The organism is Pseudomonas sp. Van50 (assembly GCF_055390755.1).
On the sequence record NZ_AP024343.1, the window covers coordinates 1,739,222 to 1,754,532 of the forward strand.

Below are 15,311 nucleotides of genomic sequence, written 5' to 3' on the forward strand. Positions count from 1 at the left end.
ATCAATACTGACTGATCCGACGCCATCGCGAGCAAGCTCGCTCCCACAATTATTTGATCTGGGATGCCCAGCGCATGGAGCTAAGACCTGGCCATCCCACAGAGTTCCTCAACCCAACCCCAAAACCTTCAAGACAAATGCATATTCGAGCGCTACGTCACGCAATCCCTGGTAGCGCCCGCTCATTCCGCCGTGGCCGGCGCCCAGTTCGGTCTTGAGCAACAGGGGGTTGTCGTCGGTCTTGGTGGCGCGCAATTTCGCCACCCACTTGGCCGCTTCCCAGTACTGCACGCGACTGTCGTTGTAACCGGCGATCACCAGCAACGCCGGGTAGGCCTGGGCGCGGACGTTTTCGTACGGGGCGTAGGCCCGGATCCGATCATAAACGTCCGGCTCCTCAGGATTGCCCCATTCGTCGTATTCGGTGACGGTCAGCGGCAGGTCCGGGTCGAGCATGGTGTTGAGCACATCGACGAACGGCACCTCGGCAATCGCGACCTTGAACAGCTCCGGGCGTTGATTGAGCACTGCGCCGATCAGCAGGCCACCCGCGCTGCCGCCGCTGATCGCCAATTGTTCGGCGGTGGTGAAGCCGTTGGCGATCAAATGCTCGGCACAGGCGATGAAGTCGCTGAACGTGTTGTGCTTGTGTTCCTGTTTGCCGGCGCGATACCAGGCTTCCCCCAGCTCGCCGCCGCCCCGCACATGGGCGATGGCAAACGCCACGCCGCGGTCGAGCAGGCTCAGCCGCGCATGGGAAAACCATGGGTCGAGGCTTTCGCCGTAAGCGCCGTAGCCGTATAGGTACAGCGGCACCGGCCGGCCGAGGGCCTCGCGCTTGACCACCAGGCTGATGGGCACTTGTGTGCCGTCTGGCGCCGTCGCCCACAGCCGTTGACTGACGTAGGCATCGGCATCGAACGGGCCCAGCACCGGGGTCTGCTTGAGTACGACCTGTTCGCCGCTGGCCAGGTCCAACTGACGGATCTGTGCCGGACGGTTCAGGGCCTCGTAGCGCAGGCGAATGCGATCGCTGACGAATTCCAGGCTGTTCTGCACATGCAGGCTGTAGGCCGCGTCCGGCAACTGCACCCGATACGCCGGCAAGTCCTGGGGATGCACCTCGATGATCGGCAGGCCGCCCTCACGCAGGCTCAAGGTCATGGCCCTGGCGTTCAGGCTCAGGCCGTCGATCATCACCGTATCGCTGTGGGGGATCAGGTTCTGCCAGTCGGCCTCGGTCGGCGCCACGCCAGTGTCGGCGGCCTGGTACAGGGCGAAGTTGATCCCGTCGCGGTTGCTGCGGATCAACCAGGTCCATTGGCCATCGAGCAGGCCGTGGTCGACGTCGTATTCGTGGTTTTCCAGGCGTGGCGCCAGGCAGGTGAAGGGTTGTTGCGGTTGCGCGGCGTCCAGTACCCAGACTTCGCTGGTGGTCTTGCTGCCCAGGGACAGGATCAGTTGCTTTTCCGAGCTCGAACGATAGCAATGCAGGAAGAAACGCCCGTCCGGCTCATGGAACACTTCTTCGGCGGCGGTGCCGTCCAGGCGATAGCGCCAGAGTTTGTGGGGGCGGTGGGTGTCGTCCAGTTCACCAAAAAACAGCGTCAGGCTGTCGTTGGCCCAGGTCATGCTGCCGTCGCAATTGTCGAAGGACAGTTCACTGATCTTGTCGTTGGACAATTCCTTCACGAACAGGGTGTAGATCTCGTCGCCCGTGGTATCCAGGCTGTAGGCCAGGCGCTGGTGGTCGGGGCTGATGCTGAAGGCGCCCAGGGCAAAGAATTCGCCGCCGGCCAGCGCGTTCGGGTCCAGCAGCAGTTGTTCGTGGCTTTCGTCCACGCTCAGGCTGTCATCGGCCGGGCGTGGGCAGCGGTAGTGGCGCGGGTATTCGTCACCGGCCGTGGTGCGGGTGTAATACAGGTACGGGCCCCAGGGTGAGGGCAGTGACAGGTCGGTCTCGAGGATCCGGCCCTTGATTTCCTGGAACAGGGTTTCGCGCAGTTCGGCCTGATCGGCGAGTTGCGCCTCCTGATAGCTGTTTTCCGCCTTGAGGTAGTCGAGCACGGCGTCGGTGTCGCGCTCCTGCAGCCAGGCGTACGGGTCAACACCGGCGTCCCTGCGGGCAATCGGGGCGTTGGAAACGTGGGCAGATAGGGACATGAAAGGCTCTCGAACGTTGTACGAAAAGGGACACGCGGCCTGGACAGAACCCACCACACAGGCCATTCGCCAGACGCCGGGGCAGCCTGACGCGCGAAAAGCCGTTACTATAAGCGTCTCTTTGCCTGCCTTGCCATGGACACCATGACCGAGAATGACTATCTGATCGCCTGGGGCCTCTATGCCTTCGCTGCCCTGGGCTGCCTGCTGGTGTGGATGCGCATGACCCGCTGGATGTGGCGCTGGTTGCGCGAACCGCTGCGCTTGCTGATGGCGGTGTTGCTGTTCAGCCCCACCGTCGTCGACCCGGTGAAGGACAAAGTCGCCCCGGCCTTGGCCATTGTCGCCCTGGATATCCTGTTCAAGGTCGGCAACAACGTCTGGCGGGCGGCGTCCGATCTGCTCATGTACGGCATGATCGCCTTCGGCCTCTACCTGGTGATCGTGCTGATCCGCTTCCCCATCGAGCGCGCCGCCAACGCACGCAAGGAACGGGCGGCCGCCGCCAAAGCCGCCGCCGCGGCCGATGAGCCAGAGGACGAACCACCGTTCGGTGTGGCCGGTGATGACCGCTACGGTCGCCCGCCTGTGCCGAGCAACCCCCAGCGTTCGCGTATCGAACCGCGCCTGTAAGCAGGCCTGCCCCTTGAAGCGAGAGTTCGAGCATGTGTGAGTTACTGGGCATGAGCGCCAATGTGCCGACCGACATCGTGTTCAGCTTCACCGGGCTGATGCAGCGCGGTGGCAAGACCGGGCCGCACCGGGACGGGTGGGGCATCGCCTTCTATGAAGGTCGTGGCCTGCGCCTGTTCCAGGACCCGGCCGCCAGCAGCGAATCGGAGGTGGCGAATCTGGTGCAGCGCTATCCGATCAAGAGCGAAGTGGTGATCGGGCATATTCGCCAGGCCAACGTCGGCAAAGTCTGCCTGTCCAACACCCACCCGTTCGTGCGTGAGTTGTGGGGGCGCAACTGGTGTTTTGCCCACAACGGCCAGCTTGCCGATTTCCAACCGGGCGTGAGCTTCTACCGCCCAGTGGGCGACACTGACAGCGAAGCGGCCTTCTGCGATCTGCTCAATCGCGTGCGCCAGGCCTTTCCGGAGCCGGTGGAGGTAGAACAGCTGCTGCCGTCGTTGATCGAGGCCTGCACCGAATACCGCAGCAAAGGCGTGTTCAACTGCCTGCTCAGCGATGGCGACTGGCTGTTCTGCTATTGCTCGACCAAACTGGCCCAGATCACCCGTCGCGCGCCGTTCGGCCCGGCGCGGCTCAAGGACGTGGATGTGATTGTCGATTTCCAGGCGGAAACCACGCCCAACGACGTGGTCACGGTGATCGCCACCGAGCCCTTGACCGAAAACGAAACCTGGACCCGCTACGAACCGGGCCAATGGAGCCTGTGGCGACGCGGCGAATGCGTCAGCCACGGCCGGACCGAATAAGGACGTCACGCTATGTTGCTCAGTTATCTACGGCTGGTGTTGTTCGCGGTGGGCCTGTTGGTTGGGGTCCAGGTGCCGGGCTTCATCAATGATTACGCCAAGCGGGTCGAAGCTCACCTGATCGAGGCGCAGACCGGCCTGCAAGGTTTCCAGGGCACCGCCAACCAGTTCTTCAAGGGCGACATGCAGGCCCTGGTGGCCCATTACCGCGCCAGCGAGGACCCGATCTTTCGCAGCGATGCCGACAGCCTGAACACCTTGCTCGTGCGCCAACAGGCCCTGGACAAACAATTCCAGGCCATGCAGGGCCCGTGGTACATCCGCCTGCTGCAAGTGGCCCTGGCCGCCGATCCGGACATCCGCAAGGAAACCTGGAACGGCTACAGCTACCAGATCCTGCTGACCCCCGAAGCCATGATCTGGGGCATCAGCGGCGCGATGTTGCTGTCGTTCGGCCTGGAATGCCTGTTCCGCCTGATCGACTGGGTGGTGTTGGGCGGCAAGCGCTTGCGTCAGAGCCGGCCGATTGAAGAGCGGGATTTGCGCGGGTTGTAAAGCCGTAGCTGGCTTCTGTGGCGAGGGAGCTTGCTCCCGCTGGTCTGCGCAGTAGACCCAAACCTGCTGGATAACATCAACCTGACACTGCGCGGTGCCTGGTTTTGGGACCGCTGCGCGGTCCAGCGGGAGCAAGCTCCCTCGCCACAAGCCTGTTCAGCCAGACCAATCGATGCACCTAATCAAGTTTTTCTTATGACCCAGCCAGGGTTTTATTCGTTGGACGGGATCGGCCGCGCGCTCAAGAATCGGGGCAACGGTCTCCACGTCAGCGTCGTCGAGACTCACAACAATAAAACCGTGGAGAACCACCATGAGTGCACCCGACACGCTCGGCGTCCCCCAACCCCAGGCCCGTTCTGGCCCGTTCGATTGGTATCGCAACATCAACCAGCAGGAACGTCGCACCTTCTGGAGCTGCAAGATCGGCTACGCCCTGGACGGCATGGACACCCAGATGCTCAGTTTCGTGGTACCGACCCTGATCGCGATGTGGGGCATCACCACCGGCCAGGCAGGCCTGATCCACACCAGCACCTTGATCGCCTCGGCCATTGGCGGCTGGGTGGCGGGCATTCTCTCCGACCGGATCGGTCGGGTGCGCACCCTGCAACTGACGGTGCTGTGGTTCGCGTTCTTCACTTTCCTGTGCGGCTTTGCCCAGAACTACGAACAACTGTTGATCGCTCGCACATTGATGGGTTTCGGCTTCGGCGGCGAATGGACCGCCGGTGCGGTGTTGATGGGCGAGGTGATCCGTGCCAAGGACCGTGGCAAGGCGGTGGGCATGGTGCAGTCGGGCTGGGCGCTGGGCTGGGGCATGACGGCGATCCTGTATGCGCTGCTGTTCTCGGTGCTGCCGCCGGAAGACGCCTGGCGCGCACTGTTCATCCTCGGCATCGTACCGGCAGTGTTCGTGATTTTCGTCCGCCGACTGGTCAAGGATCCGGAAGTCTATAACCAGACCAAGGCCCGGCTGACGCCGGAAAACCCAGCGAAGTTCTACGAAATTTTTGCCCCCGGCATTCTCTTCACCACCCTTCGCGCCTCGCTGCTGACCACCGGTGCCCTGGGCGGTTACTACGCCATCACGTCCTGGCTGCCGACGTTCCTGAAAAATGAGCGTGGCCTGAGTGTATTGAGCACCGGCGGCTACCTGGCGATGGTGATCGTGGGTTCCTACGTGGGCTATGTCATCAGTGCGTACCTGTCGGACATCCTGGGGCGCAAAAAGAACTTCGTCCTGTACGCCGTCGGCTCCTTCACCATTGTCCTGCTGTATACCCAGGTGCCGGTGAGCAATAACGTGATGCTCTGGCTGGGCTTCCCCTTGGGGTTCTTCGCGTCGGGCATGTTCAGCGGCATGGGCTCGTTCCTCACCGAACTGTTTCCTACGCGCATTCGTGGTTCGGGCCAAGGCTTCTGCTACAACATTGGCCGGGCGGTGGCGGCATTGTTCCCGCTGTTGATCGGTATTCTGAGCCAGAAGGTGCCGCTGAGCGTGGGTATCGGGGCGTTCGCTGCGGTGTCCTATGGCGTGGTGATCCTGGCGGCCCTGAGCCTGCCGGAAACCCAAGGCAAGCAGTTGGAAGCCGAGTAACTGATAACCTGTGGGGCACGTGCCCCACAGTTAAACAAAGAAAGAATCTACAGGAGCGTTCACCGTGAACCGCCTGCTATTGAACTGCGACATTGGCGAAAGCTTCGGCAGCTGGACCATGGGTCTGGACGCCGAGGTGATGCCCTTCATCGATTGCGCCAACATCGCCTGCGGCTTCCACGCCGGCGACCCGAGCATCATGCGCAAGACCGTCAGCCTGGCCCTGAGCCACGGCGTGCGGATCGGCGCGCACCCGGCCTATCAAGACCTGGCGGGCTTCGGCCGCCGTTCCATGGCCTATGGTGCCCAGGAATTGCAGGACTTGCTGCATTACCAGATCGGCGCCCTCGACGGCATCTGCCGGGCCCAGGGCGGGCAGGTCAGCTACGTCAAACCCCACGGCGCGATGTACAACGACATGATGGCCAACCCGGCGCAACTGCGCGCGGTGATCCAGGCTGTCGCGGCCTATGATCGGCAACTGCCGCTGATGCTCATGGCGACCCGGGACAACAGCGCCGCCCAGGCCTTGGGCGACGAGTATGGCCTGACCCTGTGGTTCGAAGCCTTTGCCGATCGCGCCTACGACAGTGCCGGCCGCCTGGTTTCGCGGCAAGCGCCGGGCGCGGTGCACCACGATCCCGAGGTCATCATCGGGCAGGCCCTGACCATTGCCCGCGGCGATGCGTTGACCGCCAGTGATGGCAGCGCCTTGCACCTGAAGGCCAATACCTTGTGCGTGCACGGTGACAACGCCAGCTCCGTGGCGGCCGTGCAACGCATCCGCGAAGCCCTGGACCGGCAGCGTGCGCCATGAAACCACGCTTGGAAGTGGTGGCGGTGGACTGCCTGATGGTGCGCCTGTTCGACGAGATCGCCGAGGCCAACATGCCCTGGATGCTCGCCGCCAGCGAGCGCCTGCGAGCGGTGTTTGCCGAACACCTGATCGATCTGGTGCCGTCCTACACCACCTTGATGGTGCACTACGACTTGCTCGCCCTGGACCCGGCCCAGGCCCGCGAATTGATCGGTGAGGCGCTGCATGACCTCTCCCCGGATGCCCGGTCCGTCGGCCAATGCCACGTGCTGCCGGTGTGGTACGACCTTAGCGTCGGGCCGGAACTGGCGCTGCTGGCGAGCCGCAGCGGCTTGACGGTCGCCCAGGTGATCCGTCGCCACAGCGAACGCGAGTACCAGGTGTTTGCCCTGGGCTTCGCGCCCGGCTTCGCCTTCATGGGGCTAGTGGACGAAGCATTGGCTGCACCGCGCCTCGACACGCCGCGCAAGCGCGTGGCCGCGGGCAGTGTCGGCATCGCCGAACGCCAGACCGCGGCGTATCCGGTGGTGTCGCCCGGCGGCTGGAACCTGATCGGTCGCACCCCGGCCAAACTGTTTGATCGTGAGCGCGACGGCTACAGCCTGATGCAGCCGGGGGACACGGTGCGTTTTGCCCCCGTGGACCACGCCGAATTCATCGCACTGGGTGGCGACGACACACCGCTGGAGGCCCAGGCATGAGCCGGTTGTTGATCGAGGCCAGCACACCGCTGTGCCTGTTGCAGGACGTCGGCCGCTTCGGCGTGAGGCACCTGGGCGTGACCCAGGGCGGGGCGGCGGACTGGCTGTCGATGGCCTGGGCCAATTGGATGCTCGGCAATGGCCTGGACGCGGCGGTGGTGGAGATTACCCTCGGCGGTTTTACCGTGGTGGCCGAAGAGGATTGCGTGCTGGCGCTGGCCGGGGCGGACCTGGGCGCGCGAATAGACGGCCAGGGCGTGGCGTCGTGGCGCTTCTTCAGCCTGCGCAAGGGCCAGGTGCTGGCGCTCACCCAGCCGGTGCTCGGTGCCCGGGCCTACCTGGCAGCCCCTGGCGGTTTCAATGCGCCTGCGGTGCTGGGCAGCCGGGCGACGGTGGTGCGCGAGGAACTGGGTGGCCTGGATGGAAGGGGGCGGGCGCTGAGTCGCGGCGCGCACTTGAGCTATTCAGGCACGGCGACGCCGCGGCCCATGCCGCACACGCGGATTCCGGATTTCCAGCAAGCGCAGCCGCTGGACCTGATCCTGGGGGCGCAGAATGGCGCGTTTAGCGGACAGAGTCTGTTCGACGCGTTCAACACCCCGTGGACGCTGGACAGTCGCGCCGACCGCATGGGCATGCGCTTGCTGGGCACGGCGCTGGAGTATCAGGGGGCGGCGATGATTTCCGAAGGTATCCCCCTGGGCGCTGTGCAGGTGCCGCCGGACGGCCAGCCGATCGTGCTGCTCAATGACCGGCAAACCATCGGTGGTTATCCACGCCTGGGCGCCTTGACCCCATTGGCCCTGGCCCGGTTGGCGCAATGCTTGCCGGGGGCGCAGGTGCGGTTGCGACCGGTGGTGCAGGAGGTTGCGCATCGGCAGCAGGTGGAGTGTTTGCGTAGTTTTCTCGACCGCTAAAAGCATCGCGAGCAAGCTCGCTCCCACAGGGGTCTTATGTACGACGAAGATCCCGTGTGGGAGCGAGCTCGCTCGCGATGAGGCCTGAACAGGCAACCAAAATCTTACTTGGAAAGAAACCGCATCCCTTCCTCCAACCCCCGCAAGGTCAGCGGATACATCCGGTCTTCCACCAACTCGCGCACGATGTTGGTCGAGGCGGTATAACCCCAGGTGTCCTTGGGGTACGGATTGATCCAGATGAGCTTCTTGTACTTCTCCATGAAGCGCTGCATCCACACATAACCGGCTTCTTCGTTCCAGTGTTCGACGCTGCCGCCGGCCTGGGTGATTTCATAGGGGCCATGGCGGCGTCGCCGATGAAGATCACTTTGTAGTCGGCACCGTACTTGTGCAGCAAATCCTGGGTCGAGGTGCGCTCGGAAGTGCGGCGCAGGTTGTTCTTCCACACCGATTCGTAGACGAAGTTGTGGAAGTAGAAGTACTCCAGGTGCTTGAACTCGGTCTTGCAGGCCGAGAACAGTTCTTCGCAGATCTTCACGTGGGCATCCATCGAACCACCGATGTCGAACAGCAGGAGCAACTTGACGGTGTTGCGTCGCTCCGGGCGCATCTGGATGTTCAAGAGGCCGGCGTCCCGGGCGGTGTGGTCGATGGTGCCGTCGATGTCCAGCTCTTCGGCCGCACCCTGGCGGGCAAATTTGCGCAGCCGGCGCAGGGCGATCTTGATGTTGCGGGTGCCCAGTTCAACCTGGTCGTCGAGGTTCTTGTACTCGCGCTGGTCCCAGACCTTCACGGCCTTGCCCTGGCGCTTGCCGGCGTCGCCGACCCGAATGCCCTCGGGATTGAAACCACCGGAGCCGAACGGGCTGGTGCCGCCGGTGCCGATCCACTTGTTGCCACCGGCATGGCGTTCCTTCTGTTCTTCCAGGCGCTTCTTGAATTCTTCGATCAGCTTGTCCAGGCCGCCCAGGGACTGGATCTGCGCCCGTTCCTCATCGGTCAGCGAGCGCTCGAATTCCTTGCGCAACCAGTCCTCGGGGATCAGCGCCTGGAGGTGATCGTCGAGTTTCTCCAGGCCGTTGAAGTAGGCGGCGAACGCCCGGTCGAACTTGTCGAAATGCCGTTCGTCCTTCACCAGGATCGCCCGGGACAGGTAATAGAACTCGTCCATGTCGGCGAAGATCACCCGCTGTTTCAGCGCGTTGATCAGGTCCAGCAGTTCACGCACCGACACGGGCACCTTGGCGGCACGCATCTCGTTGAACAGGTTAAGCAGCATGGCAATCGCCCTCGCTCTTGTGGGACGAAGAGGATCAGCGGGTGCCGCGACGGCTCATGAACGCCAGGCGCTCGAGCAGTTGCACGTCCTGCTCGTTCTTGACCAGGGCGCCGGCCAGCGGCGGGATGGCCTTGGTCGGATCACGCTCGCGCAGCACCGCTTCGCCGATGTTGTCGGCCATCAGCAGCTTGAGCCAGTCCACCAGTTCGGAAGTGGAGGGTTTTTTCTTCAGGCCTGGCACCTTGCGCACGTCGAAGAACACGTCCAGCGCTTCGCTGACCAGGTCCTTCTTGATGTCCGGGTAATGCACATCGACGATTTTCTGCAGGGTGACGCGGTCGGGGAAGGCGATGTAGTGGAAGAAGCAGCGGCGCAGGAAGGCGTCCGGCAATTCCTTTTCGTTGTTGGAGGTAATGATGATGATCGGGCGCTGCTTGGCCTTGATGGTTTCGTCGGTCTCGTAGACGTAGAACTCCATCTTGTCGAGTTCCTGCAGCAGGTCGTTGGGGAACTCGATGTCGGCCTTGTCGATTTCGTCGATCAGCAGGATCACCCGCTCCTCGGACTCGAAGGCTTCCCAGAGCTTGCCCTTCTTCAAGTAGTTGCGCACGTCGTGGACCTTGTCCACGCCCAGTTGCGAGTCCCGCAGGCGGCTCACCGCGTCGTACTCGTACAGGCCCTGGTGAGCCTTGGTGGTGGACTTGATGTGCCAGGTGATCAGGCGCGCGCCGAAGGACTCGGCCAGTTGCTCGGCGAGCATGGTCTTGCCGGTGCCCGGTTCGCCCTTGACCAGCAATGGCCGCTCCAGGGTGATGGCGGCGTTCACGGCCAGTTTCAGGTCATCGGTGGCCACGTAGGCGCTGGTGCCTTCGAACTTCATCTGCAATTCCTCGAACGGTGTCGCCGGCCTGGCGAGGCGGGGCGCGCGAAATAGATATCGTGCCCGACTATAACGCGAGGCCCCGCCGACTGTGAACGCAGACGCTGTATTCAGTCTCTGAATGGGGCGTCACATGTTGACTCAGTCTCGGCTGCTTGCCAGTGGGCAATTGGCTGGAATGCATCGGTGGTCATGATCCGCTCTTGGTGGCGAGGGATATCATGGGGCCAAGGCCACAGGCCTATTCGGTCGAAGGCGGTGGCTGTTCATAACGGGCGTTGAAGGCCTGGACGAAACCGTTGCGCAGGATCTGCAGGAAGGCTTCGAAGGCGCTGATGTCCTGCTGATGAACGTTGCCGCTGAGTTCCACCCGGGTGGCGAACTGGTTCTTGCGCTGGTTCTTGAGGGCTGTCTCACCCGTGCCGACCAGCGCTTCCCAGACCGAGCGGAAGATGTTCTTGTTCTTGTTTTCCACGTCCTGCTGCCAATCGAACACGTCGACATCACGCAGCAGTGGCTTGATGTAGCCGCGGAGTCGGGCGTTGTCGGCTTCGGCCTCGACCACCAGGTCGCCGTGGCCGGCATTGAAATCGAACTTGCCATAGGCTGCGGCGAAGTCGTTCAGGCGCTTGAGTTCGATGTTCGTGGCCCGTAGGCGGAAATCGAAGTCCTCGAAGTTGCTCAACGGGTCGAAGGTGGCTTGCATTTCCAGGGGCGCATGTTCGGCCACCAGGGCCTTGCCCTCGAAGCGGGCGTCGCGCTTGCCTTCGGTGTCGACCACGTTGGTCAGGTTGTAGAAGCTGGCGTTGACGTCGGTGGCCCGCAGGTTGACCGGTGGCTTGGAGTTGAAATTGCGAAAGGTGACCTTGCCATCCCTGATGCGTACTTCGTTGAAGGTGATGGGCAAGAGTTTGCCCAGTTGCTCGCGCCAGTTGGTGCCCCGGCCGGTCTGGGAGTTCTGCCGGTTGGCTCCGCCGTCGACGAAGTTCACCTCTGGACGGGTGAATTCCACCTCGGCCACCACCGCGTGGTCGTACCACAGCGAGTGCCAGCTCACCGACAGGTCCACCAGCGGTGCGCTGACGAACGGCACCGGGACCTTGCCGTCGACCTTGACGATTTCCAGGCCGTTGATCCGGTAGGCACCGCGCCACAGGGCCAGGTCCACATCGGTGATCTGGCCGCGATAATCACCCATGTTGGCCAGTTTGTCGTTCAGGTAGTCGCGTACCAGGTACGGCAGGGCGAAATGCAAGGCCACCAGCACCGCGACGAGGGTGGCGAACACCCACAGTGGCCAGCGATATCGACGCTTCATGTCAGTCAGTCTCCAGCGTTTGTTGGGGGAACGCCTCCTAATGCCATTGACTGTCGCAACAACGGGAACGTTCGGTGCAACTGGACGCCCATGGGCAACAGGCATACCTTTAAAGGCTTAAATTCTCGCCGCATCAAGGACCCAGCCATGAGTCGTATATTCGCTGACAACGCCCATTCCATCGGCAATACGCCACTGGTACAGATCAACCGCATTGCGCCGCGCGGTGTGACCATCCTGGCCAAGATCGAGGGGCGCAACCCAGGGTATTCGGTCAAGTGCCGGATCGGCGCGAACATGATCTGGGACGCTGAAAGCTCGGGCAAACTCAAGCCGGGCATGACCATCGTCGAACCGACCTCGGGCAACACCGGGATCGGCCTGGCCTTCGTGGCCGCTGCCCGTGGCTACAAGCTGATGCTGACCATGCCGGCCTCCATGAGCATCGAGCGCCGCAAGGTGCTCAAGGCCCTGGGGGCGGAGCTGGTGCTCACCGAACCGGCGAAGGGCATGAAGGGGGCCATCGAGAAGGCCGCCGAGATCCTGGCCAGCGATCCGTCCAAATACTTCATGCCGCAGCAGTTCGATAACCCGGCGAACCCGGCGATCCACGAAAAAACCACTGGCCCGGAAATCTGGAACGACACCGACGGCGCGGTGGATGTGCTGGTGGCGGGCGTGGGCACCGGCGGAACCATTACCGGGGTTTCGCGGTATATCAAGAACACCTGTGGCAAACCGATCTTGTCGGTGGCGGTCGAACCTGAGGTTTCGCCGGTGATTACCCAGGCGATGGCGGGCCATGAGATCAAGCCCAGCCCCCACAAGATCCAGGGAATCGGTGCCGGGTTCGTGCCGAAGAACCTCGACCTGTCGATCGTCGACCTGGTCGAGCGGGTCACTGACGACGAGTCCAAGGCCATGGCCCTGCGCTTGATGCAGGAGGAGGGCATCCTCTGCGGGATTTCCTGTGGTGCGGCGATGGCCGTGGCTGTGCGCCTGGCGGAAAAACCGGAAATGCAGGGCAAGACCATCGTCGTGATCCTGCCGGATTCGGGCGAGCGGTACTTGTCGAGCATGTTGTTCAGTGATTTGTTTACCGAGCAGGAGACTCAGCAGTAACGGTGAATTCACAGGTGTAGCGAGACGCTTTTGTGGCGAGGGAGCTTGCTCCCGCTCGACTGCGAAGCAGGCGCCCGCAATCCAATGCGGCTCGCCAAATCGCAGGGGCGCGCTCCGCACGCCAGCGGGAGCAAGCTCCCTCGCCAAAAAAGCCCTCGCCATCGTAGGTTGAATGATTGTTCGATGCGTCAGCCAAGGTTCAGGCGGCGCATGTTAGAAAGTGTTTATTGCGTTTCACTCAACAGAGAATGTTGCGTCAGACGGTTTTTACCCGGGCCTGGAGTGGTTAACATGGCCCTCGGCTACGTCGGGCAGTAGGCGTCGCGTCAGTTGTTTTGGACAAGGAGTTATAAATGACCGTTTCGTTTGTCGCCAAGGCCTCGGTGTTGCTGTTGTTCCTGGGCAGCACGCTGTATGTGCATCTGCGCGGTAAGGCGCGTTTGCCGGTATTGCGCCAGTTCGTCAACCACTCGGCGCTGTTCGCCCCCTACAACGCCTTGATGTACCTGTTCTCCGGCGTGCCCTCGAAGCCTTACCTGGATCGCAGCAAATTCCCCGAACTGGATGTGCTCAAGGACAACTGGCAAGTCATTCGCGACGAGGCCATGCACCTGTTCGACGAGGGTTACATTCGTGCCGCCGAGAAGAACAACGACGCCGGTTTCGGCTCGTTCTTCAAGAAAGGGTGGAAGCGTTTCTACCTCAAGTGGTACGACAAACCGCTGCCGTCGGCCGAGTTGCTCTGCCCCAGGACGGTCGAGCTGGTCAGTCGGATTCCCAACATCCGGGGCGCGATGTTTGCCCTGTTGCCCGGTGGCAGCCATCTGAATCCACATCGAGACCCCTTCGCCGGTTCGTTGCGTTATCACCTGGGGCTGTCCACGCCCAATTCCGATGACTGCCGGATCTTCGTCGACGGTCAGATCTACGCCTGGCGCGACGGCGAAGACGTCATGTTCGATGAGACCTATGTGCACTGGGTCAAGAACGAAACCCCACAGACCCGCGTAATCCTGTTCTGCGATGTCGAGCGGCCCCTGAAAAGCCGGCTGATGACCCGCCTCAACCGCAGCATCAGCGCGTTCCTCGGCCGCGCCACCGCGCCGCAGAACCTGGAGGATGAACACGTCGGCGGCATCAACCGGGCCTATGCCTGGAGCAAGTCGTTCAGTGACGGCATCAGCGGCCAGGTCAAGCAGTTCAAACGCAAGCATCCCAAGGCCTACCGGGTGATGCGGCCGGTGTTGGCGGTGGCGGTGCTGACGGCGCTTGGCTATTGGTTGTTCGTTTAAACATTGCGTAGTCCATCGAGCGCTGGTTATAGTCAGCGCTCTTCGGGTTTTCGAACTCACTCTTCAAGAGATCGGCTCATGCCTGCATCCCCTGTCATCGCGGTCGTGGTTCCAGCGTTCAACGCTGGCGTCGTGCCGTGTGGGAATCAGCAGCCTGCGCAGATCGGTCAATACCCCCCACCTGTCAGTAGCTCATCGGTGTACGCCGTCGTATCACCGCCGGGTGTTGGCATTCAGGGCTGATCGGCAACGGTTGCCATCCCCTGTGCCCGCCCGAAAAAAACTACTGGACTTCAGCTTCGGCTGAGTTGGCTTTTTGCCTGACTACAGGTGGTATCCATGTTTTCCCTTTCCAAAAACGCCTTATTGGCGGCAGCTTCCACGAGCCTGTTCGTTTTGCTGTGGAGCAGCGGGGCGATCTTTTCCAAGCTGGGCCTGGCCCACGCTTCCCCCTTCGCTTTTTTGCTGATCCGTTTTGCCATCGCGCTGTTCGCGTTGGTGCTGTTGATCCCCATGCTCAAGTTCAAGCTGCCCAAGACCGGCAAGCCGATGCTGTACGCGGTGACCACCGGGCTGGTGCTGCTGGGCGCCTATCAGATCTTCTATTTGTTGGCCCTGCAGATGAACGTCACCCCCGGAGTGATGGCGACGCTGATGGGCGTGCAGCCGATCCTGACCGTGGTGCTCATGGAACGTCAGCGTTCCTGGTCGCGGATGTTCGGCCTGGTGCTGGGCTTGGTCGGGTTGGTCATGGTGGTGTACCAGGGCATCGGCCTGGCCGGCATGTCCCTGGCTGGGATGGTGTGCGGGTTGCTGGCACTGGTGAGCATGACGGCCGGTTCCATCATGCAGAAGCGCATCACCGATAACCCACTGGGCACGCTGCCGGTGCAGTACCTGGCCGGGTTGGTGTTGTGTGCGGTGTTCGTGCCGTTCCAGCCGTTTCACTTCGAATACAGCACGGGGTTCTTCGTGCCGGTGTTGTGGATGGCGCTGGTGGTGTCGGTGCTGGCGACGTTGCTGCTGTACCGTTTGATTGCTCGGGGCAACCTGGTGAATGTCACCAGCCTGTTCTACCTGGTGCCGGCGGTGACGGCGATCATGGACTACCTGGTGTTCGGCAACCGGCTGGCGTTGTTGAGCTTGCTGGGGATGGTGCTGATCATCGTGGGGTTGGTGTTTGTGTTTCGTAAGAGTCGCTGACCTTTAGAGGCTCGCTGAC

The 15,311-nt window shown here is 62.3% G+C and carries 13 protein-coding genes and 1 pseudogene; 10 read left to right on the forward strand and 4 right to left on the reverse strand.

Features of this window, described 5'->3' with window-relative positions; genetic code table 11:
- Positions 1–108 precede the first annotated feature (108 nt).
- Entirely contained in the window at positions 109–2,163 is a 2,055-nt protein-coding gene (locus ACZ5M5_RS07750) for a S9 family peptidase (protein ID WP_464738851.1), read from the reverse strand.
- Between the two features lie 135 nt (positions 2,164–2,298).
- Here ACZ5M5_RS07750 and ACZ5M5_RS07755 point away from each other — a divergent pair, with 135 nt between their 5' ends.
- From ACZ5M5_RS07755 to ACZ5M5_RS07785, 7 genes are all read left to right on the forward strand, one after another.
- Positions 2,299–2,796: a hypothetical protein gene (locus ACZ5M5_RS07755; protein ID WP_053120114.1), complete on the forward strand. Its 498-nt coding sequence runs from the start codon at positions 2,299–2,301 to the stop codon at positions 2,794–2,796.
- Positions 2,797–2,828: 32 nt separating this feature from the next.
- Entirely contained in the window at positions 2,829–3,605 is a 777-nt protein-coding gene (locus ACZ5M5_RS07760; RefSeq protein ID WP_053120116.1) for a class II glutamine amidotransferase, read from the forward strand.
- Between the two features lie 12 nt (positions 3,606–3,617).
- Positions 3,618–4,160: a DUF2937 family protein gene (locus ACZ5M5_RS07765; RefSeq protein WP_003184238.1), complete on the forward strand. Its 543-nt coding sequence runs from the start codon at positions 3,618–3,620 to the stop codon at positions 4,158–4,160.
- Between the two features lie 313 nt (positions 4,161–4,473).
- Positions 4,474–5,760, forward strand: coding sequence for an MFS transporter (locus tag ACZ5M5_RS07770; RefSeq protein ID WP_060738732.1), 1,287 nt, complete (start codon positions 4,474–4,476; stop codon positions 5,758–5,760).
- A 64-nt stretch (positions 5,761–5,824) separates the two neighbouring features.
- Complete coding sequence (locus ACZ5M5_RS07775; protein ID WP_464738852.1) at positions 5,825–6,577, forward strand: 5-oxoprolinase subunit PxpA; 753 nt, start codon at positions 5,825–5,827, stop codon at positions 6,575–6,577.
- Positions 6,574–7,278 (forward strand): 5-oxoprolinase subunit PxpB, encoded by a 705-nt coding sequence (gene pxpB / locus ACZ5M5_RS07780; protein WP_464738853.1) that lies wholly within the window; start codon positions 6,574–6,576, stop codon positions 7,276–7,278. Before ACZ5M5_RS07775 ends, pxpB begins: the two co-directional genes overlap by 4 nt.
- Positions 7,275–8,195: a 5-oxoprolinase subunit C family protein gene (locus ACZ5M5_RS07785; RefSeq protein ID WP_464738854.1), complete on the forward strand. Its 921-nt coding sequence runs from the start codon at positions 7,275–7,277 to the stop codon at positions 8,193–8,195. The genes pxpB and ACZ5M5_RS07785 overlap by 4 nt, the downstream gene beginning before the upstream one ends.
- 104 nt (positions 8,196–8,299) lie before the next feature.
- Here ACZ5M5_RS07785 and ACZ5M5_RS07790 read toward each other — a convergent pair.
- The 3 genes and pseudogenes from ACZ5M5_RS07790 to ACZ5M5_RS07800 form a co-directional block, all read right to left on the reverse strand.
- Positions 8,300–9,477, reverse strand: a pseudogene (locus ACZ5M5_RS07790) (vWA domain-containing protein).
- 34 nt (positions 9,478–9,511) lie between these two features.
- Positions 9,512–10,357: an AAA family ATPase gene (locus ACZ5M5_RS07795; protein ID WP_003184225.1), complete on the reverse strand. Its 846-nt coding sequence runs from the start codon at positions 10,355–10,357 to the stop codon at positions 9,512–9,514.
- A gap of 241 nt (positions 10,358–10,598) precedes the next feature.
- A complete protein-coding gene (locus ACZ5M5_RS07800; RefSeq protein ID WP_060738727.1) occupies positions 10,599–11,675 on the reverse strand; it encodes a DUF748 domain-containing protein in 1,077 nt (358 codons plus the stop codon).
- A gap of 147 nt (positions 11,676–11,822) precedes the next feature.
- Here ACZ5M5_RS07800 and cysK point away from each other — a divergent pair, with 147 nt between their 5' ends.
- From cysK to ACZ5M5_RS07815, 3 genes are all read left to right on the forward strand, one after another.
- Positions 11,823–12,797: a cysteine synthase A gene (gene cysK / locus ACZ5M5_RS07805; protein ID WP_053120124.1), complete on the forward strand. Its 975-nt coding sequence runs from the start codon at positions 11,823–11,825 to the stop codon at positions 12,795–12,797.
- Positions 12,798–13,150: 353 nt separating this feature from the next.
- Positions 13,151–14,089 carry an aspartyl/asparaginyl beta-hydroxylase domain-containing protein gene (locus ACZ5M5_RS07810; protein ID WP_464738855.1) on the forward strand — a complete coding sequence of 313 codons (939 nt, stop codon included), beginning with the start codon at positions 13,151–13,153 and terminating at the stop codon, positions 14,087–14,089.
- A gap of 339 nt (positions 14,090–14,428) precedes the next feature.
- A complete protein-coding gene (locus ACZ5M5_RS07815; RefSeq protein WP_060738725.1) occupies positions 14,429–15,292 on the forward strand; it encodes a DMT family transporter in 864 nt (287 codons plus the stop codon).
- The last annotated feature ends 19 nt before the right edge of the window (positions 15,293–15,311 follow it).

What these genes read in the sequence shown, in the direction of transcription:
- ACZ5M5_RS07750 (WP_464738851.1), bottom strand. Translation starts at nt 2,163, where the DNA reads ATGTCCCTATCTGCCCACGTTTCCAACGCCCCGATTGCCCGCAGGGAC.
- ACZ5M5_RS07755 (WP_053120114.1), top strand. Translation starts at nt 2,299, where the DNA reads ATGGACACCATGACCGAGAATGACTATCTGATCGCCTGGGGCCTCTAT.
- ACZ5M5_RS07760 (WP_053120116.1), top strand. Translation starts at nt 2,829, where the DNA reads ATGTGTGAGTTACTGGGCATGAGCGCCAATGTGCCGACCGACATCGTG.
- ACZ5M5_RS07765 (WP_003184238.1), top strand. Translation starts at nt 3,618, where the DNA reads ATGTTGCTCAGTTATCTACGGCTGGTGTTGTTCGCGGTGGGCCTGTTG.
- ACZ5M5_RS07770 (WP_060738732.1), top strand. Translation starts at nt 4,474, where the DNA reads ATGAGTGCACCCGACACGCTCGGCGTCCCCCAACCCCAGGCCCGTTCT.
- pxpB (WP_464738853.1), top strand. Translation starts at nt 6,574, where the DNA reads ATGAAACCACGCTTGGAAGTGGTGGCGGTGGACTGCCTGATGGTGCGC.
- ACZ5M5_RS07785 (WP_464738854.1), top strand. Translation starts at nt 7,275, where the DNA reads ATGAGCCGGTTGTTGATCGAGGCCAGCACACCGCTGTGCCTGTTGCAG.
- ACZ5M5_RS07795 (WP_003184225.1), bottom strand. Translation starts at nt 10,357, where the DNA reads ATGAAGTTCGAAGGCACCAGCGCCTACGTGGCCACCGATGACCTGAAA.
- ACZ5M5_RS07800 (WP_060738727.1), bottom strand. Translation starts at nt 11,675, where the DNA reads ATGAAGCGTCGATATCGCTGGCCACTGTGGGTGTTCGCCACCCTCGTC.
- cysK (WP_053120124.1), top strand. Translation starts at nt 11,823, where the DNA reads ATGAGTCGTATATTCGCTGACAACGCCCATTCCATCGGCAATACGCCA.
- ACZ5M5_RS07810 (WP_464738855.1), top strand. Translation starts at nt 13,151, where the DNA reads ATGACCGTTTCGTTTGTCGCCAAGGCCTCGGTGTTGCTGTTGTTCCTG.
- ACZ5M5_RS07815 (WP_060738725.1), top strand. Translation starts at nt 14,429, where the DNA reads ATGTTTTCCCTTTCCAAAAACGCCTTATTGGCGGCAGCTTCCACGAGC.